This is a genomic window from Simiaoa sunii, from assembly GCF_014337175.1.
Classification (GTDB): Bacteria; Bacillota; Clostridia; order Lachnospirales; family Lachnospiraceae; genus Acetatifactor; species Acetatifactor intestinalis.
Genome location: NZ_CP060633.1, coordinates 1,623,622 through 1,643,825, shown reverse-complemented (window position 1 = coordinate 1,643,825; position 20,204 = coordinate 1,623,622). Strand labels below are relative to the sequence as shown.

Genomic DNA, 20,204 nt, shown 5'->3' with positions numbered 1-20,204 from the left:
AACGCTGTTACCGTTGTCATGTTCATTCTATGTTTACTCTCCGATCTTCAGATTCTTCTCCAGGCAAATACGGTTAACACATGCCACGATCTCATCATCCGTAAGTACGGTGACACGACCGCCGGCATATTCTTCGTCTACCCACTTTTTGATCTCTGCTACCAGTTCGGAATTCTTCTGTACCTGCTTGTCTCCCTTTAACTTGTAGTAAGTGTTCAGCCAGTGCGCGATACCTGCCAGACCAGAGGTGTTGGAAATAGCGCACAATACCGGACGGTTCAGGAATTTCTCAGTATCGAAGATATTGTAGATCTCCTCGTTCTTAAGCAGTCCGTCTGCATGGATGCCGGCTCTGGTTACATTAAAGTTCTTGCCCACAAACGGGGTTCTAGGAGGAATCTGATAACCTATTTCTTTCTCATAGTACTCTGCCAGCTCCGTGATCACACGGGTATTCATACCGTTTAAGTCGCCCTTTAACTGTGCATACTCGAATACCATTGCCTCCAAAGGCGTATTACCGGTACGTTCACCGATACCAAACAGGGAAGTGTTGACACCGGAACAGCCATACAGCCATGCTGTGGTAGAGTTGGACACTGCCTTGTAAAAGTCATTATGTCCATGCCACTCGATCAACTCGTGAGGCACACCTGCATGGGTATGGATCGCATAGATGATACCCTGTACACTACGGGGAATAACGGCACCGGGATAGTTGACACCATATCCCATGGTATCGCAGGCACGTACCTTGATAGGAATCTGATACTCCTTCATCAATTTCATCAGTTCCAGACAGAACGGCACTACATAGCCGTAGATATCTGCTCTGGTGATATCCTCCAGGTGACATCTTGGGCTGATGCCCTCCTCTAAGCAGTCACGGATAACACTTAAATAGTGATCCATTGCCTGTCTTCTGGTCATTTTTAACTTTAAGAAAATATGATAATCGGAACAGCTTACCAGAATACCGGTCTCCTTCATTCCGATCTCTTTTACTAATTTAAAATCTTCCTTGCTTGCACGGATCCAGCTGGTGACCTCAGGGAACTTATATCCCCTCTCCATGCACTTATAGACAGCATCTCTGTCCTTTTTGCTGTACAAGAAGAACTCGCTGGCACGGATCATTCCGTTGGGACCGCCCAGTTCGTGCAGATAATCATAGATTTTCACGATCTGCTCCGTGGTATAAGGTGCCCTGGACTGCTGTCCGTCCCTAAAAGTGGTATCTGTGATCCAGATATCCTTCGGCATGTTATGAGGCACGATACGATCATTAAAAGGTATTTTGGGGATTTCGGAATAAGGGAACATATTACGGAACACGTTCGGCTTCTCCACATCATCCAGTATGTACATATGCTCCTCAATCTCCAGAAGGTTGTTCTTCGGATTCATGGAGACCGGACGATTCTGAAATGCATCACTATCTCTCATTGGTATACCTCTCTTCCCTGACATTCGACATCTGCAATATTGTTTTCTATTTTTACTCTGCGCAGTAAAAATACATTTTGCAGTTCTCGTATCATTGTATACAATCATACCATTTGTGTCAATATCTTTAGTATTAATTTTATTGACTTATTTTAATCACATTTTTTATTTTTCCCAGTGATTTTATCATTTTACTTGTTTTCTAATAATCTGCGGACATTGAGCATTCCGAAGCCCTGCTTATTCCAGGGTTCTCCAAGATCCGTAGCTGTCAGCGCTACCCTACGGAGAAATTCTTCATTGGACATTCTCGGATATTTTTGTAGTACCAGTGCTGCCGCTCCGGACACAATGGGGGTTGCCATGGAGGTACCGCTTTTTGCAATATAAGGTTTAAAAAATCTGCCATTTCTATTTTTCCAGAAAGCATTGCAGGACAGGATCCGCGTCCCGGGAGCCACAATATCCGGTTTTCGGATGACGTCGTATTTTCTACCTCTTCCGGAATATGTTTCGCATCGCTTCGGGTCATTTTTACAATATCTTCCATCGTGACAACCCACTGTTAACACTTTCCGACTACTTGCCATCTCCGAAATACTCCCATCCTCAGGTCCTGCATTTCCCGCTGCACAGACTACGAGAATATTATGATCCCACAACAATTCCATATACTCCCGCAGTACCTGTTCCTTGTATCGTTCCTTCAATTCACCGATTCCGACAGATATATTTAAGATCCTGATTTGATACCTGTTTTTTACCCGTAGGATCCACTGAAATGCCTCCTGCATGGAATCACAGGATCCTTCTCCCTTTCCATCCAACACTTTTCCCACGACAAGTTTCGATGCCGGTGCCATTCCCCGAAGCCTTCCACCCGACAATTCTCCGTTTCCGCAAAGGATGCCACATACATGGGTTCCATGTCCGTTATCATCATACGGCAGAGAGCTCTTCTCCACGAAATCACGAAAACATAACAAATGCCCGGCAAGATCCGGATGATATGCGATCCCGGTATCCAATACAGCAACCGTTACAGGCTCTGACCGCCAAGTTACGCTATATATTTGTTCCGGTACCTGTACCTGCTCCCTGACCCTCTGCATCCGTTTTCCTTCCCGGTAAAAATATAGTAAAACCGACATAAGACTTAATCTATCTTATGCCGGTTTCTATTCCGGGTGTCGGTTAAATCACCCCATTATTCATTTATAATCTCTATCCCCTCCGGGAAAGCGTCATTTCCAATATCCGTGACACTCGCCGGCAGATGTACTTTTTTCAATTCCGTATGATTTCGGAATGCTTCCTCTGCGATCACGCGAACGCCATCCGGTATCACAACTTCAGGCAGATTCCCTTTATAAGCTACCAGGATGTCCCCACTGATCAGAAAATCATCCATACTGTTCTCTTCAAAATCATCCATCCACCCGGTATGGGTAAACGCCTTGGCACCAACAGTATTCACCGTGTCCGGCAATATCACGTTATCCAGATTATCACAATGATAAAACGCTGCATAATCAATCACAGTTACACCTTCCGGAATCGTAACGGTCCGGAGAGAACTTCTGGAAAAAGCAAAACGTCCGATCTCTGTAGTACCTTCCGGGATCGTAACTGCGCTGACAGACTGGTTACGATAATACATCCATTCCGGAATCTTGCCGTTCTCTGTCTCAGCTGTGATATCCTGTTCTTCACCGGTCTCCTGTCCCGCTTCCGGTTCCGTATACCCCTGCTGTACTTTTTCCTCACCCGGATGCACCATTACCAAGGCATGATTCCCTACAACAATGGTACTGCCCAGGACATTACCGGGAACCGGTGTTGCAACAGGTGCAGGCGTAGTCGTTGATACAGGTTCTGTCGTTGCCTGTGTATCCGGTCTGCTTACTGCTGTCGGTGTCTGTACAGGAGCTGCCGTCACCAGCGGATCACGGTTTTTCTGCTCCGCAAGTTTTTGGGAAAACTGTGCTGCCACACTTCCCTCGTCCGCATGGATTGTCACATTATCACAGTTTAAGAAAGCATCTTCCGCAATACCGGTCACCGTAGCCGGGATATAAATATCTGTGAGATTAATACATCCCGCAAATGCCTGTGCATCAATACTCTGTACATTTTCCGGAATTGTGATCTGCTTTAAACCCGTACATCCTGCAAACGAATACTCGTCCACTGCAGTCAGACCCTTTCCCAGGACAACCTCTTCCAGATTGTTACATCCCCAGAAAACATAGGCATCCAAACGCTTGACAGATTTCGGAATTACAACGAACTGTACCTTCTGATTGTTCTCAAAGGCACTCTCGCCTACGACTTCCACTGTATCCGGAATCGTGACGCGTTCTTCCGTCCCTCTGTATTTTACCAGTGTACTCCCCTGCGTCTGAAAATCAGAGGCAGACGCTGCCGCATCTGCCTCCGACACAGGAAGATGTGTCAGGATCAATGCGGTAACTGCCAGTGCTATGACAGCCATCCACTTTTTATGATTCATAAACCTTCCCATCCTTTATTTCACACTAGGCTCTGGCTTTCCGCAGAGTCTTTTTGTCCTTCTTCATGAAGAGTACTACCGAAATACATGCAAGTCCCATGGATAGAAACCACTTGGGATGAATGCCGTCTCCGGTCTTAGGTGTGCTGTCTGCGATGGTTCCCGCAGTCAGATTATTCGTATCCACATAGATCACATACGGTGAAAAATGCTCTGCCGTAAAGGTTACGCAAGATACTCCGGATATTGTGGAGAACTTCGGTGACAGCTTATCCAGCTTGCTGTTCACTACTCCGGCCACTTTATTATTACCTGCGTAGGTGATCAGGGAATCCGGCAGAGGCAATGTAATGCTGATGGACAATCCTGTGGTATCTGTGATCTTTGTATTGCCGGTGGAATCATAGAGACTGATGTCCATGGGGAAATACTTGATAGCACTGATATCACTGCCGTACTCTGCCATCAGAGCCTTAACTACCTCTTCGGAAGCTGCTGCACTCTCTGTGATCTTGATCACAAAGTTATCAGAAGATCCATTCACCGTTGCAGATACCACACCGGTATTGGACAGACCGTTTTTATCAATAACAACGGTGGTTCTGCCACCGGATACGGTTCCCGTAGTAGTGCTGCTCGGTCTTCTGTTGGAATTGGAATTCGTGGAATTACCGCTTCCTGTAGATGTATTTGTTTTGTTACCTGAACCGGATTTTGCAGTATAATTTGCAGTTACCGTTACATTAGCTTCCGGCATAGTGATGACCGTTGCAGACAATACCTTGCTGGCAATCTTCGTATTGGCCGGATCTATTGACCAGCTGCTGAACTGTTGATTCTTTGCCGGATCATTCGCAACGATGATCGGCTGGGAACCTGCTACATAACTGCCGGAGCCGGAACCGTTTTTAACTGTCAGAGTATACATCTTGGCAGTAGTTCCGTTGTTATTATTGCCTCCCGGACTGGTGCTTGCTCCGGGGCTGGTGCTTGCACCCGGACTGGCAGTTCCACCATTATTAGAGCCACTGGCTTCATATACTGCATAGAAATCTGTATTTTCTGTGATAGCTGTTGCAATATCCGGCAGCCATTCCTTGAAAGTATAGCCACTGACCGTAGGAGTCTGGATACTGGGTGCAACCGTACCCTTCTTGATCGTTGTCTGATAGAACACTTCCTTGGTCACACTATTGATATATCTGACTACAATATCATCTTCGCTTAGCGCCTTATATTGTGCCATGGTGGTAAAAGACTCTGTAATATTGGTCAGAGGTCTGTCCCATCCGATGAAGATATAACCATCTCTCACAAGATTAGATGTGTTTGGCAGATCCGCATCTGCGATGCTGCCGCCGGAGGATACCTTGATCTTCTTAATTACCGTACCATCCCAATCCTGGAAGGTTACGGTCAATTTACTTGCATCGGGATCTTCCTTCTCATAAATAGCGGTACATGTTGTATCTTCCGTGATGTTCGTGTAATCGCCATCCCATCCCTTAAATACTTCGCCGGTCTTACCTAACGGTGTAGGCGGAACCGCATCTTCCCCGCCCCGTACCTGTTGTTCGTCTACCTGGACATTTTTCTGCAGTTCTTCATTCCAGTCACGGAAGATAACGGTATAGATTTCCTCCAGCGGAGTATCTTCCACTGCAAATCCGTTCGCATCACCATATCTGTAGAGATAACTGGTCTTCGGAGCACATAAGGTAACATCTCCCTTATCTTTAAGGATTCCGGTAAAAGTATCCTGGTCAATCAGTGTTAATCTCTCACTGGACTCCTCCAGCCATTTAATGCTACTGCCGTTGAATACATTATCTTTCAGTTCTTCACAGGTGATCGGCAGTTTCACGGTATCCAGATTCTTAGTCTCCGCAAACGCATAGGAAGGCACTACCGTAATGGCACTGTCCGACAGATCGATCGTAGTCAGATTGTCGCAGCCGCGGAACGCCTCCGGTGCCATTTCCGTCACGCCCGTTGTCTCTTTGGCATTCACACGCTTGCTGGTTCTACCCTCTAAGCATTCAATAATCTTCGCTTTTGCACTGCCGTTCATTCCATAGATAATCGAATTGTCGCAGGTGAAATAATCGGTTCCCTGGAATCCTACCTTATCCAGAATTTTGCAACCGGTAAATGGAATATTACCAAGACTGCTGATGGTTCCGGACAGGGACACATCTTTCAGAGCAACACAGTCTTTAAATGCATAGTCGCCAATGGACTGGGTATTGCCGTTGATCTCTACTGTAGCCAGTTTCTCACAGCCATCAAAGGCATTTTTTGCTATGCTGGACAGGGTATTGCTGTAGCTGATCACACCGGTCAGATATTTTGCGCCCTTGAAGTCATTTTCTTCAATACTGTCGAGACCGTATATGGTCAGAGTCTTTTCCTTCTGATCCTTCTCTTTTTCCACAAACAGACCGTCCTTGATTGCCTGAATGCCTTCCGGTATGGTCACGTTCAGTGCGGAATCAATAAACTGCTGCTGATCCTCTGTCAGAGACTCTCCAGCATTATATTTGGTCAGTGCAGTTTCCGCTGCACTTCTCTGGGCATCTGTCAGATACGGATAATCATCTTTATTTAAGTATTTGGTCAATTCCGTAAATGCCGGGAAATCGATCAGTTCGCTGACATTCTTCTCCGGGTTGTACTGTGCGACCAGATTGGACGGCCATCCGCTGCAATATCTGACATAGGTTGCCACCTGACTGCTGTTATTATATCTGCCGTCCGGACTCATCGCATACTTATACGGTGTGGACTCCGGTGAGATTTCTCCTACAAAGGTCAGTTTCACTGCCGGACTGTTATCTGCATCGTTCATAGCTGTCGCTGTGCTGTGTGTACAGCCCGTTCTGTGTGTACCGGTAAAGTCCTGGGTCTTAAACGCATCCGTTCCAATAGCGATACTGCTATTGTTAAATATTACCGTTGCCAGATTATGACATCCACGGAAAGCACCATCTCCTACCGACTGTACACTGGCAGGCAGAGATACCATTGTCAGGTTACAATTGTTGGCAAATGTATTTGCCGAGATATTGTAAATATGATATGGTCCGATGGGATCCGGGATATTCAATGTCTTAACGCCGGTTCCTACGCTGGCATTAAGCAACTGGTTGGAGGAATCTACTATAAACGTAGACCGACCAGGTTCACCTGAAACATTGGGATCCTGAACCGTCAATTCGTATTTGTTCAATTTCTCATATAAATGTGTGTCAGGATTATAATTAATGTAACTGAATGCAAAACAATTTTCCTGACATAGCTTGTGAAGTTTGCTTTCTCTTAGTCCTTCAAAATAGAAGGTACCGTTTACCGGATCATCCGCAAGCATGGACTTAAAGCAGTCAAAGCAATACACATCGTCATCTGCTTTTCCGGAGTTGATGGTAAACTGTGCATTTCGGGAAGCTACATAATGCAGGTTCTTACATCCCTTGAACATGGAGATTCCAATGGTCTCGCTGTACATATCCGGGAAAGTCACGGAATACAGGGTTTCATCATTTTCAAATACATTCCAGCCCATTTCCTTCAGGCTGCTGGAACTGATGCCGTTCTCCTGCTCCGGATTACATATCTCTACTTCATATAAATACCGGCATTCCGCGAATGCATAGTCTCCGATATAACTTACAGAAATAGGAATATCAATATCCGTCAACTGAGTACAACTGTAGAAAGCATGATCTCCCAGCTGTGCCAGGTTACACTCTCTGGGGATGTTCACTGCTTTCATACTGCCGCATTCCGCAAATGCCCAGTTACCGATGACAGTGATACCATTACCAAAGGAAATGCTGTTCAGACCATTACAGCCATAGAACGCATAGTTGCCGACACCAATGAGTTTCTCACCAATGTTCAGTGTTACAATATTGCTGGCTCCGGCGAAAATACCGTCTAACGGATTTTTAGATGTGATATCTCCTGCCACAGACCAGGTATAGGTACCATTTGGATTGGCTGTAGATGCCAGATACTGGTTACCAATGTATTTTACATCCAGATCCTTGATCCACTGATCATCCGGCTGTTCTGTCTTTGCAAATCCGTCATATACTTTTGCTGTTTTATCCTCATTTTCCGCCTGCGTACTGGTGTAAGAATAACCGCTGCCCTTTTTCTGGAAGAAATCCACAAGAGAAAGTTTTTTCCAGGCATTGTCCGTAGCATAACAAGGACGCATCTCACCATCCTTATAAGTCTCAGTCTTCGTCTCCATCACCGGTTTACCCTGTGAATCATATAACGGTAGACCTGTATTCGGATCTGTTGCCTGTACTTCCACCTCTCTGGTCTTCTCTGTCAGAGCCTCATAATACAAAGGCTGTCCATTCTTACTTGCCGCCACGTAACCATTGATGGTACCCTGGTTACCGGTAGGCTGTATGTACGCATTTACCATATCGGGAATATCCAGTACATTCCCAGTCAATGTCGTATTTTTATTATAACCAAGCAATACTGCACACCAGGAATTCTTATAGTTCACATAGGCAAACTGATAGCTGGTTCCGTCTGTGTTAGTCTCTGTTGTATAAATGGTCGCATTTCTGTCTACCACAGGAATCAGCGTATCCATGGTGGGAATTGTGCTGCTACCGGAAAGCAGACTTGCTTTCTCTGATGCGTCCTTCGGAATCGTAACCTTATATTTAGAAGAGCTATGTGTTGTCTGATGTGTATGACTTGCTGCCTGTGTTGCGATCTCCTCTTCCGCACGCAGTCCTTCCGTAGGAATCGCTGCCACTACGATCGCTGAGATCAGGAACAATGTTCCCAGGGTCTTCCTTACTGTCTTTTTTAATCTTCTGTTGGTCTTTTTTGTACCCTTAGTCATCCTTTACTCCTTTGTCGTCACTTTTTTGGCAACCACTACGAATCTGCCGTTTTTCTCCTGATAATCACAGGTGGATAGTGTCAGCAGCCGGTCACCGAACGAGGCCGTGACTCCTGTGTCATATAATGACATCCCCTCCATGTCATTCATATAAGAGTCAAATTCCTGCTCGCTCTGGGCGTCTATAAACTGATAATATTTGAAAACGATCTCATCTTCACTGTATACCCTTGAACGGAATACATACATGATCTCATACAGACCTTTTTCATAGATGGTATCAAACTGTATGCAGGGATGTTTCTCATAATAGCTCTGGTCGCTGTATAAGGATAAGCCTCCGAACATCTGCCCGCTCTTCATGTGATGCCCGTACAGAATAAGGTTTGTGCTGGGTTTCAACACATCACAGTCCTTGTCCATGAAAATGGATCCGTTCTTGTCATACTCCTGATTCAGATTGTGATCCAGATAATATTCGTTATCCGTTGTCTGCATTACAGGGTAATCTATATTAGTATCGTCAATTTTTACCCATCCGATTAGTCTTTTGTTCTTATTTAATAAATTTTTATATTCATCCAGCACCGGAGGCGGCGTGCTCTGTCCTTCCTCCGCGGTATAATGAATCACCGGAGCCGGTGCATCACTTGCTGTTGGCTCTTTATCTTTCAATTCGCTCAGCTGCTTGTAATTATCAGCGGTACGATAATTGTACCAATTATATACACCGAAATACCCCAGGCAGACAATGGCTGCCATACTACAGAGGACTACCAGTAATTTTCTGCGTTTTTCCTGCTTTTTCAATTCTTCTTTAACTATTTTATCCAGTTCCTGTTCATCAAACTGCGTTTTTTTCTGCTTCTGTGCGGCCTTCCTATGTTTCGGTGTTTCTTTTTTCTTTACTGGCTTCTTTAAAGGTTCCTTTTTTTTCGTTGCATTGGCTCTGGAAACCGGGGCATCTTTTCGTTCCTGTCTGTGAATTTCTTCTGCCAGTTCCTCCATATAATCCTGTCCCAGGATACTGTGAAATCTGCATTTTCCACTACGGATCACTTCCAGGAGCTTCTTCTGATCCGACAAGTTCATCTTCTTAGTCTGCATCCGAAGATTTTCAATCACCTGCTGATCCTTCAGAGCGTTCTGATAATCCGCCTCTGTTCGAAACTGCCGCCCTTCTACGATATATATCTTCTGTGTCATTCAATCTATCCTTAAGTAAATAATAAGATGTCAGGGATAAATGGGTTAAACCTATATGAATTAAACCTACATCATTTTAACTACATATTATCATCTATTACATTTCCACATAGCTATTTTTATTTTACTATATTAGAAAATTATTGCAAGTCTTTTCCGGAAACATTGACAGGCTCCCCCGCATACAATAGAGCATAAATAAAAAGTGGAGGCACTAAAAATGAGTGACTTAACTGCTACAAACTGTGGCTGCAATAATAATTCCTGCAGCAACAATAACAACTGTAGTAACGGTATCTTCGGCAACAGCTGCATCTGGATCATCCTTTTACTGTTCTGCGGCGGTGGCTGCGGTAACGGTTGCGGCAACAACAGCTGCGGACTTCTGGGCAATAAAAACAATGGTTGCGGCGGAAATGATTGTTGCGAATGGCTGATCTGGATTCTGCTCCTGTCCTGCTTCTGTGGCGGTGGCAACAACGGCTGTGGAAATTGCGGTTGCTGATTTACCGGACTTTTTACACACGTATGATCGATCATCCCGGGGTGCGGATCTTCCGTACCCCGAATGACTGATTGGCATAAGCGAATTATCCGCTTCATAAGATACTAGTAATTCATTTACTGGAAGGTATTATCTGCATGGATGATAACAGAATCGACAAGGCGGCCGCCTTTGACACTTTATTTACCAACAACCGCATTCAGATTCTGAAAACACTTGCCTATTATATAGATCCGCATCTCCTGAAAGGACTTGCTGTCTACATAAAATTTTTGGAATTGCAATATACGCTGGCACTGTTTAGAAAGCATCCGGAGACTGCTCTGCACAGTTTTCCTCTATCATCCGATGGAAGCAGTCTCGCCGGTGAACTATGCAGTGATCTCATGCCTTTATGCGATGAAACGCAGAAAGCATCCCTGCAGCAGGTCACCCAGATGCTTGACAATATCCATAATTTTCAAGAAATGATGGATATGGCTAAGTCCATGCAGGAGCTGTTCCCGGAAGGTTTCTCCGATCTGGACGGTTGTGATCCGGCTATGTTGTCCGAACTTTTCGCAGCCACTCAAAATCAATCAGGAGGTCAACAAAATGGATTCTTCCCAGACTCCCCTCTGGATGCAGGATGATCTTGTGAAGGACATCCCCAGAGAAAAATTAGAATTTCTCTCCACTCTTTTTGCCAAAGGGCATGGCAAATCACAAAAAGAAATGATGGCACTTCTCATGCCTGCCATGCGTAAGGCAAAGCAGGAGCATCTTACTTTTACCCCACAGGAAATGCAGGCCGCCATCACTGCCATCAAAAAATACAGCAGTGAAGCAGAACGGAAGCAGATTCAAAACATTTTAGAAAAAAGTAAAGCACAAAGAAATAACTCCCGGCAGACATAAGGTCTGTCAGGAGTTATCTTATTTCTCGAAAATTCATTCAATGCCATTCGCATAGTCGCGTTATCACGCTTTCTGTGACTACTTAACTACGATGTTGACGATTCTGCCGGGAACGTAGATCTCTTTTACAATGTTGCCGGTCAGCTTGTCTCCCAGAGCTTCTTTTGCCATGGCGATGACATTTTCCTTGGTCTCATCCTTGGAAACATTGATGGTCACACGCATCTTGCCGTTGACCTGAACACCGATCTCGACAACGCTCTCTACGGTCTTCTCTTCCTCGAAATCAGGCCATGCCGCCTGATACAGTCTGCCTTCAAAGCCGGCAGTCTGCCACAATTCCTCGGTGATATGAGGTGCTACGGGGTTAAGCAGAGTAAGCAGTGTCTTGTATTCGCCTCTGGTAATGGAGTTCTTCTTGTAGAACTCGTTGATCAGGGACATCATGGCCGCGATGGCGGTGTTGTACTTCAGGTTCTCGAAATCGCTGCTGACCTTTTTAATGGTCTGGTGCATCTTGGTCTCTAAATCTGCACTATAGCCTTCTTCATCAGTCAGGATATCCTGCAACTTCCAGACTCTCTCAAGGAATCTACGGCATCCCTTTACGCCTTCCTCACTCCAGGAAGCACTCAGATCAAAGGCACCGATGAACATCTCGTAGGTACGCAGAGTATCTGCACCGTAATCCTGTACGATATCGTCCGGATTTACCACATTGCCACGGGACTTGGACATCTTCTCACCGTTGGATCCCAGGATCATACCGTGGCTGGTTCTCTTCTGGTAAGGTTCGGGAGTAGGTACTACGCCCTGATCATACAGGAACTTATGCCAGAAACGGGAGTACAAAAGATGCAGTGTGGTATGTTCCATACCGCCGTTGTACCAGTCAACCGGCAGCCAGTACTTCAATGCTTCAGGACTTGCCAGTGCCTTGTCATTGTGAGGATCGGTATAACGCAGGTAATACCAGGAAGAACCTGCCCACTGAGGCATGGTATCGGTCTCTCTCTTTGCCGGACCGCCACAGCAGGGACAGGTGGTATTTACCCAGTCAGTCATGGCAGCCAGAGGAGATTCTCCGGTATCGGTAGGCATGTAGCTCTCTACATCGGGTAACTGCAGCGGCAGTTCGCTCTCATCAATGGGAACATATCCGCACTTGTCACAATGTACGATAGGGATCGGCTCACCCCAGTAACGCTGTCTGGAGAATACCCAGTCTCTTAATTTATAATTGGTCTTGCGGTTACCGATGCCCTTCTCTTCCAGATAGTTCATGATCTTCTCTTTGGCTTCTGCCACAGACAGGCCGTTCAGGAAATCGGAATTGACCAAAGTACCATCAGCAACATCGGTATATACAGCTTCTTCTACGCTGACAGGGTTTCCGGCTACAACTTCGATAATAGGCATGCCAAACTTTTTAGCGAACTCCCAGTCTCTCTCATCATGGGCAGGTACTGCCATGATAGCGCCGGTACCGTAAGTCATCAATACATAGTCAGATACCCATACAGGGATCTCTTTACCGTTGACGGGATTGGTAGCGGTCAGACCCTGGATGCAGACACCGGTCTTATCCTTTGCCAGCTCGGTACGTTCGAAATCAGACTTTTTCGCAGCCATCTCACGATATGCCACGATATCATCCCAGTTCTTGATCTCGTCCTTGTATTTATCCAGTACAGGATGCTCCGGAGATACTACCATGTAGGTAACACCGAACAGAGTATCCGGTCTGGTGGTGTAAATGCGCAGCTTCTCATCTTTTCCGGTGAGGGTAAAGTCTACTTCCGCACCCTGGGACTTTCCGATCCAGTTCTTCTGGGAAACCTTGACACGCTCGATATAATCTACGGTGTCCAGTCCCTGGATCAGCTTGTCTGCATATTCAGTGATCTTCAGCATCCACTGGCTCTTGACCTTACGGATGACTTCGGAACCGCAACGCTCGCAGACGCCATTGACTACCTCCTCATTTGCAAGACCTACCTTACAGGAGGTACACCAGTTGATCGGCATCTCTGTCTTGTAAGCCAGTCCTGCCTTGAACAGCTTTAAGAAGATCCACTGGGTCCAATGATAATACTCGGGATCCGTGGTATTGATCTCTCTGTCCCAGTCAAAGGAATAACCTAAGGAATGCAGCTGATTCTTGAATCTTGCCACGTTATTCTTGGTTACGATCTTGGGATGGATGTGATTTTTAATTGCGTAATTCTCGGTAGGGAGACCGAACGCATCCCATCCCATAGGATACAGCACGTTGTATCCCTGCATTCTGCGCTTACGTGCTACGATATCCAGTGCGGTATAAGGTCTCGGATGACCTACGTGTAATCCCTGTCCGGAAGGATAAGGGAACTCTACCAGTGCGTAATATTTGGGCTTGGAGAAATCGTCGGAAGTCTTGAATGCTTTTTCGTCATCCCAGACAGTCTGCCATTTTTTCTCTACCTCTCTGTGATTGTAAGGTACTGCCATAATCATTTCCTCCTAAACTATGAGAAGCTTTCTATTTAAAATTCATGTTCTCAAGTCGTTAAAAAACTATCGATTATTTTATCGTGTTTTGCCGATACTGTCAAGGACTGCGGCTCTATCCATACATATTTGTACATATTTTCTGTTCTCTGTGCATATCATATATACGAGAGGTGATGAATCATGTTTGCATGGATCACATTACTGATCAATCTGATGCAGCGGTATCGATGAGATATCTGTCTGCATCGAATAAAAGAGACCGGAAATATTCACCGGTCTCTTTTTGTGGATCCTATGTATTCTGTGTATTAATCGTCTGCGTTATTCTCCGCTACTTTCGCTGCTCTGGCTGCCACTTCCTTCTCCTGTACATCGGAAGGTGTCTGCTCATAGCGGGCAAATTCATAGGAATAATCGCCTCTGCCTCCGGTCATGGAACGCAGATCCGTACAATAACCGAATAATCCACTCATAGGAATATCCGCTTCGATGATCTGTCTGCCACCGCTCATGGGGTTCATACCCAGTACGCGACCTCTTCTTTTGTTCAGATCACCCATGATGTCACCGGTGTAAGCATCGGGTACTGTAACTTTCAGGGACATGATAGGCTCTAACAGAACCGGACCCGCTTCCATAACACCCTTCTTGAATGCCTGAATCGCTGCGGTCTTGAATGCCATCTCGGAAGAGTCTACCGGATGGTAAGAGCCATCGTACAATACTGCCTTGACACCAACTACCGGATATGCCGCCAGAGGTCCTCTGCCCACGGACTCCTGAATACCTTTTTCTACTGCAGGGAAGAAGTTTTTCGGTACTGCACCACCTACGACTTCTGTTGCAAATTCATAGGGCTTCGTCAGATCGCCGGAAGGTGAGAAACGCATTTTTACATGACCGTACTGCCCATGTCCGCCGGACTGTTTCTTGTACTTATATTCCACATCAGACTGTTTCTTGATGGTCTCTTTGTATGCGATCTTCGGCCTGGAAAGCTCGATCTCTACTTTGTATTCGTTTAACAGACGGCTGACCACGATATCCAGATGCTGGTCACCCATGCCGTAAAGCAAGGTCTGGCGGTTCTCTGCATCGTTCACTACACGGATGGTCAGATCTTCATGAGTCATCTTCTGCAATGCCTGGGATATCTTATCCACATCCGCCTTGTTCTTCGGCTTATACCGCATGTAGGTATAAGGGGTGGAAATATCGAACTTGCCGTATTTAATAGTCGTTGCCTTTGTCGAGAGACTGTTGCCGGTTCTCGCTGCTGTCAGCTTCGCCAGTGCTCCGATGTCTCCGGCATGCAGTTCACTGACTTCGATAGGCTTATTGCCCTGCAATACATAGATTTTGCCAATCTTCTCTTCAATATCACGATCCACGTTATACAGCAGATCATCCGTTTTCAGTACACCGGAGTTTACCTTGATCAGGGAGTATTTTCCAATGAACGGATCCACGATGGTCTTCCAGATGTAAGCGGATTTAGCCTTTGCGAAATCATAATCCGCATGGTAGATCTCGTTGGTCTTCAGATTGATACCCGCCACTTCTCTGTTCTCAGGGCTGGGCATGTATTTAATAATATCATCTAACAGTGTGTACATACCCTGGCACAGAATGTTAGAACCCATGGTCATAGGAACGATGCTGCCGTCACAGACATTGGTACGGAGTGCTGCACGGATCTCTGCTTCAGAGAAGGTCTCTCCGCCAAAATACCGCTCCATGAATTCTTCACTGGTCTCGGCTACAGCTTCCATTAGGGTATCACGGCAGATCTGCAGGTTCGCCCGGCTGTAATCCGGTACATCGCAGGGAACAACTTCCTTCCCCTCCCAGCGGTTACCGCTCTCGGTGATAACATTGATGTATCCTACAAATTTCTCGTTTTCACGGATCGGCAGATGAAACGGTGCCATCTTCTTGCCGTACAGGTTGGTCATATCTTCCACTACCTGACGAAAAGAAGCGTTATCCACGTCCATGTTGGAAACATAGATGAAACGGGGCAGCTTGTATTTTTCGCAAAGCTCCCATGCCTTCTGGGTGCCGACTTCAATGCCGGACTTGCCGTTAACTACGATGATAGCTGCTCCTGCGGCACTGACTGCCTCTTCCACTTCTCCCACGAAATCAAAATAACCCGGTGTATCAATAATATTGATCTTGTATCCTTCCCACTCAATGGGGATCACGGAGGTACTGATAGAGAAATGACGTTTCTGTTCTTCTTTACTGTAATCGCTGAGGGTATTGCCGTCATCTACCTTGCCCATACGAGAGGTGATACCGGACAGATAACCAAAGGCTTCTGCAAGACTGGTCTTGCCACTGCCGCCATGGCCCAGTAATACTACGTTGCGGATCTTGTCTGTTGTGTAAATATTCATATCCCATCCTCCATTTATTCTGCATTTTGGGTATTTTGTCCAGCCGTTGGATTGGATTTTTAACCCCTTACGTGTATTTTACTAAATATATACTGCTATTACAAGTAAATATTGTTAAATATTTCATATTTTTACAAGTTGTCAGAACTTTGCGATATGAACAGTTGCACAAGACAAGTAAATTGAAAGTTACGAGCCATGCAAAGTCCAAACAGAAACAGCGATCTGGGAGCTTGCTCACAAGTCGCTGTTTTTGTTTGACTTTATACGGCGACAGCCGTCAATGAAATAAATGTGGAGCGCCCTTTGCGACACATTTATGAATTGGGGGCATGGCTCGTAACGTAGGGACCGTAAAATCCACGCAGAAAGGACTGCCCGCCCCGGACTCGGATGCTAGCTACAACTGTGGATTTTCTAAAGGAAAGTGGCCAAGTGCTTCTCACCATGACAGGGCCGCCTTTACGTTGCCATCCATGGCACTTATCGGCTAACGCGAACATCGTGTTCGCGTTGCCCCTGCGGCTCAACCACTTTCCAAGAAAATCTCACAGTCTCCGCCGCATCTATGTCCGGGGGAGCAGTCCTTTTCTGCTGGGTTATGAAAAGCATCCCAATTATTTAGGTAGAGCATTTTAGAATACATGCGCAGAAGTTAATAACAAGTTCTGCATTTTCATAAAAACTGTTATAAATGTTGTTTTTATGAAAAATATCCCCATCTTTTATGTTTTAAAACTAATAAATTTCATAAAATTCGAGATATTATAGAATTTATGAAAAAAAGGAATGTATTTTAGGAATTTTTTTCATAAATATAGTAAAATAAGTATCTTTTTATGAAACTAATAGCCCATGGCAGGGCTACTGGCTTTTTGAAAGCTTTCCAAAACGCAGAACTCCCGGAGTATGCGGTGCCATGTCGAAGATGTTTGTCGGAGGATGTTGATATTTTCTAGAAAAGTGCTGAAAGACAGGGGGAAAGCGGACACGATGTCCGCGTCAGCCGATTGTCGACATGGATGTCGACTGTAGGCGGCCCCGTCATGATGAGAACCACTCATCACTTTTCGTAGAAAATTCACATCCGGAGACCTTACATCGAGACATGTGTATCGCATGCTCCGGGAGTTCGTGGATTTTTCCAATATATTTCACTAACTCTCAATTTAGTACTCTTCCGCAATATCAATCTCTTCCTGCTCGGCAGCTGTCGTGTCTGCGGAATAGGGGGTTCTGTGGAGGTATGCCAGCCAGTAACCGCATCCGACAATTCCGGCACCGCCTACGATGTTACCCAGAGTGATAGGCAAGAGGGCTTTTACAAGGAAATTGAACCAGGTCAGGCTCTCTGCGGTAATTCCGTAGGCCTGTGCTGTCAGCAGACCGCATACACCGAAATACATATCTGCAATACTGTGCTCAAAACCGCATAACACAAACAGCATGACAGGCCAATAACTGGTCAGAAGCTTGCCGGAGACACGCTTCGCCGCAAAGGACATCCATACCGCAATACACACCAGAATATTGCACAGAATGCCTCGCACGAAAGCCTCTCCCACGCTTAAATTCGTCCGGGCTGCAGCAGCATTGACTATTGCCTGTGCAAGCTGCTCTCCGAAGAGATCCGGTGTCCGTCCCACTACTACCAACACCGCTACAAACGCAGCTCCGATAAAGTTGCCGATATAGACAAACAGCCAGTTTTTCAACATTTTCCATACGGTAACTTTCTTCTCCAATACCGCCAGTATGATCAGGTTATTACCGGTGAAAAGTTCACTGCCCGCTACAAGTACCATAGCCATACCTGCCGGGAATACCGCAGCGCCCACCAACTTTGCCACCGATGCAATGCCGATAGTGCTGGATGCCGTCGTGGATGCGATCCCCGCAAAGCCGATGAACATGCCGGCGAAGAATCCCAATAAAATCGTCTTGAAGATTGACAGATTTACTTTATGGATTCCGACTTCTATATAGTTTCTTGCAATTTCCAATGGTGAATGCATAAATAGAGTCCTCCTGATTTTCCGAAGCCGACCCGTAAATACAAGATTGGCTTTCTATAATTTCTGCATAAATTTCTGCATATTTAGGAACAGTTACATCTTGCCATATTTCAATTACACTTGCAAGCAAATATGAAAATATCAGAAAAGAGTATACCCTCTCTTGATTTTCGCACGTTAATTTGCTATAGTGGTTGAAGAACAAACAGACATCTTCCGACTTTGTCTTACTATTTGTTTACAGTAAATAACAGAATCGAGGAAAACTATAATGAGTACTCTTACCTTTGGTTTTATCGGTCTGGGTCTGATCGGTGGCTCCATCGCTCGGGCGATTCGTCAGAATCTCCCACAGTCTCAGATCATTGCATACGATATTAACGCAGACACCTTAAGGGAAGCTTCCCAGTGCGGCGTAGCCAATACTGTCACCACAAAAATCGATGCATCTTTCTCCACCTGCGATTATCTCTTCCTCTGTGCTCCGGTGCAGAAAAATGACGAAAACCTCTCCGCTGTAAAAAAAATTCTCTCACCGAAGACCCTGCTCACCGATGTGGGAAGTGTCAAGAGTGAGATCCATAAGGAAATCAAAAAAGCCGGTCTGGAAAGACAGTTTATCGGCGGTCATCCCATGGCGGGAAGTGACCGGGTGGGCTTTATTAATTCCAAAGCCGTCCTTTTGGAGAATGCCTACTACATTCTCACCCCCACAGCTTCCGTTCCGGAGAATAAGGTCACGGATTATAAGAATCTGGTGCAGCAGTTAGGAGCCATTCCCCTGATCCTGGATCCGGCACAGCATGATTACGTCACTGCTGCAGTCAGTCACCTGCCCCATATCATTGCAGCCTCGCTGGTAAATCTGGTGCGGGACAAAGATTCTGCAGACGGGTTGATGAAAATGATCGCTGCCGGAGGCTTCAAGGATATCACCAGAATCGCCTCCTCCTCCGCTACGGTATGGCAGCAGATCTGTCTGACGAATACAGAAAATATTTCGACACTTTTATCTTCCTACATTGCTTCCCTCCAGGGAATCCAACAGGAACTAAACGCCAAACGCGGTGATGATCTGTACGAGCTGTTCGACAGTGCCAGAATCTACCGTGATTCTTTCATCAATACCGCCAGCGGTCCCCTGAAGAGTTCCTATGCCATTACCATCGACATTGCCGACGAACCCGGTGAAATTGCCGCCGTGGCTACGATTCTTGCCCTGAAAAATATCAGTATCAAGAACATCGGCATCGTCCATAACAGAGAGTACGAGGGCGGCGTGCTGCGCATCGAATTCTATCAGGAAGAAGCCATTGAGAGATCCACGAAGATTCTTCGCGAAAAGGGCTACAGTCTGCACAACAAGAACTAGAAACCCGACTTCTGTTTCCTTCGCCGTACCATTTTCTCCGCGCAGGCACATACGAGCAGTCCGAACGCACCACCGCAGGTATCCAGCATCACATCGGCAAAACACCCATAGCGTCCCGGAATGAAGAGCTGGTGGAATTCATCCGCTCCGGCGGAGACAAACACCCAGCATACGATCAAAAGATACAGTTTCCATCCTCTCTCCTTCCAGGGTCTCCACACACCATACAATAGCACTCCCATGCAGGCATACTCAGAAAAATGGGCCAGCTTACGGATGGGATGTTCAAAATAAGCCGCCATACTGTCGATAACATTCTGCGTCCAGTGTTTCCCGGAGATAGCATTCAGAAGCTCTGCACATTTTTCCGAGATCATAGCACTCAGTGAGCCGGATTCCTCACCATTCTGACCGGAAAATGCAAAAATGAGCAGATATAACAATACAAGTAAAATAGCAGCCATTACACTGACTGCCATT

At 45.9% G+C, this 20,204-nt stretch carries 13 protein-coding genes; 4 read left to right on the top strand and 9 right to left on the bottom strand.

Annotated elements, in window-relative coordinates; translation table 11 throughout:
* Nucleotides 1-33: 33 nt before the first annotated feature.
* The 5 genes from H9Q77_RS07585 to srtB all read right to left on the bottom strand — a co-directional run bounded on the left by H9Q77_RS07585 (nt 34) and on the right by srtB (nt 10,040).
* Nucleotides 34-1,446 (bottom strand): beta/alpha barrel domain-containing protein, encoded by a 1,413-nt coding sequence (locus H9Q77_RS07585; protein WP_022153810.1) that lies wholly within the window; start codon nt 1,444-1,446, stop codon nt 34-36.
* A gap of 191 nt (nt 1,447-1,637) precedes the next feature.
* Nucleotides 1,638-2,558 carry a S8 family peptidase gene (locus H9Q77_RS07580; RefSeq protein WP_249327044.1) on the bottom strand — a complete coding sequence of 307 codons (921 nt, stop codon included), beginning with the start codon at nt 2,556-2,558 and terminating at the stop codon, nt 1,638-1,640.
* Nucleotides 2,559-2,653: 95 nt separating this feature from the next.
* Entirely contained in the window at nt 2,654-3,958 is a 1,305-nt protein-coding gene (locus H9Q77_RS07575) for a leucine-rich repeat protein (protein ID WP_249327042.1), read from the bottom strand.
* Between the two features lie 25 nt (nt 3,959-3,983).
* On the bottom strand, nt 3,984-8,834 hold the full coding sequence (locus H9Q77_RS07570) for a leucine-rich repeat protein (RefSeq protein WP_249327040.1): 4,851 nt from the start codon (nt 8,832-8,834) through the stop codon (nt 3,984-3,986).
* A 3-nt stretch (nt 8,835-8,837) separates the two neighbouring features.
* Nucleotides 8,838-10,040: a class B sortase gene (gene srtB / locus H9Q77_RS07565; protein ID WP_118552092.1), complete on the bottom strand. Its 1,203-nt coding sequence runs from the start codon at nt 10,038-10,040 to the stop codon at nt 8,838-8,840.
* Nucleotides 10,041-10,260: 220 nt separating this feature from the next.
* On the opposite strand from srtB, the gene H9Q77_RS07560 reads away from it, so the two are divergent.
* The 3 genes from H9Q77_RS07560 (at nt 10,261) to H9Q77_RS07550 (ending at nt 11,442) form a co-directional block, all read left to right on the top strand.
* A complete protein-coding gene (locus tag H9Q77_RS07560; protein ID WP_022154267.1) occupies nt 10,261-10,545 on the top strand; it encodes a hypothetical protein in 285 nt (94 codons plus the stop codon).
* Between the two features lie 137 nt (nt 10,546-10,682).
* Complete coding sequence (locus H9Q77_RS07555; protein WP_249327038.1) at nt 10,683-11,177, top strand: hypothetical protein; 495 nt, start codon at nt 10,683-10,685, stop codon at nt 11,175-11,177.
* A complete protein-coding gene (locus H9Q77_RS07550) occupies nt 11,140-11,442 on the top strand; it encodes a hypothetical protein (protein WP_249327037.1) in 303 nt (100 codons plus the stop codon). Before H9Q77_RS07555 ends, H9Q77_RS07550 begins: the two co-directional genes overlap by 38 nt.
* 78 nt (nt 11,443-11,520) lie before the next feature.
* Here H9Q77_RS07550 and leuS read toward each other — a convergent pair whose 3' ends face one another.
* The 3 genes from leuS to H9Q77_RS07535 all read right to left on the bottom strand — a co-directional run bounded on the left by leuS (nt 11,521) and on the right by H9Q77_RS07535 (nt 18,352).
* The gene (gene leuS / locus H9Q77_RS07545) at nt 11,521-13,932 is read right to left on the bottom strand and encodes a leucine--tRNA ligase (protein WP_249327035.1); all 2,412 of its coding nucleotides are present in this window, start codon (nt 13,930-13,932) and stop codon (nt 11,521-11,523) included.
* 311 nt (nt 13,933-14,243) lie between these two features.
* Nucleotides 14,244-16,337 (bottom strand): elongation factor G, encoded by a 2,094-nt coding sequence (locus H9Q77_RS07540; protein ID WP_118552086.1) that lies wholly within the window; start codon nt 16,335-16,337, stop codon nt 14,244-14,246.
* 1,169 nt (nt 16,338-17,506) lie between these two features.
* The gene (locus tag H9Q77_RS07535) at nt 17,507-18,352 is read right to left on the bottom strand and encodes a formate/nitrite transporter family protein (protein WP_118693842.1); all 846 of its coding nucleotides are present in this window, start codon (nt 18,350-18,352) and stop codon (nt 17,507-17,509) included.
* A 271-nt stretch (nt 18,353-18,623) separates the two neighbouring features.
* Between H9Q77_RS07535 and H9Q77_RS07530 the strand changes: the two genes are divergently transcribed.
* A complete protein-coding gene (locus tag H9Q77_RS07530) occupies nt 18,624-19,724 on the top strand; it encodes a prephenate dehydrogenase (protein WP_249327034.1) in 1,101 nt (366 codons plus the stop codon).
* Here H9Q77_RS07530 and H9Q77_RS07525 read toward each other — a convergent pair.
* A complete protein-coding gene (locus H9Q77_RS07525; protein WP_249327032.1) occupies nt 19,721-20,203 on the bottom strand; it encodes a VanZ family protein in 483 nt (160 codons plus the stop codon). The genes H9Q77_RS07530 and H9Q77_RS07525 overlap by 4 nt on opposite strands.
* Nucleotide 20,204: the final 1 nt, after the last annotated feature.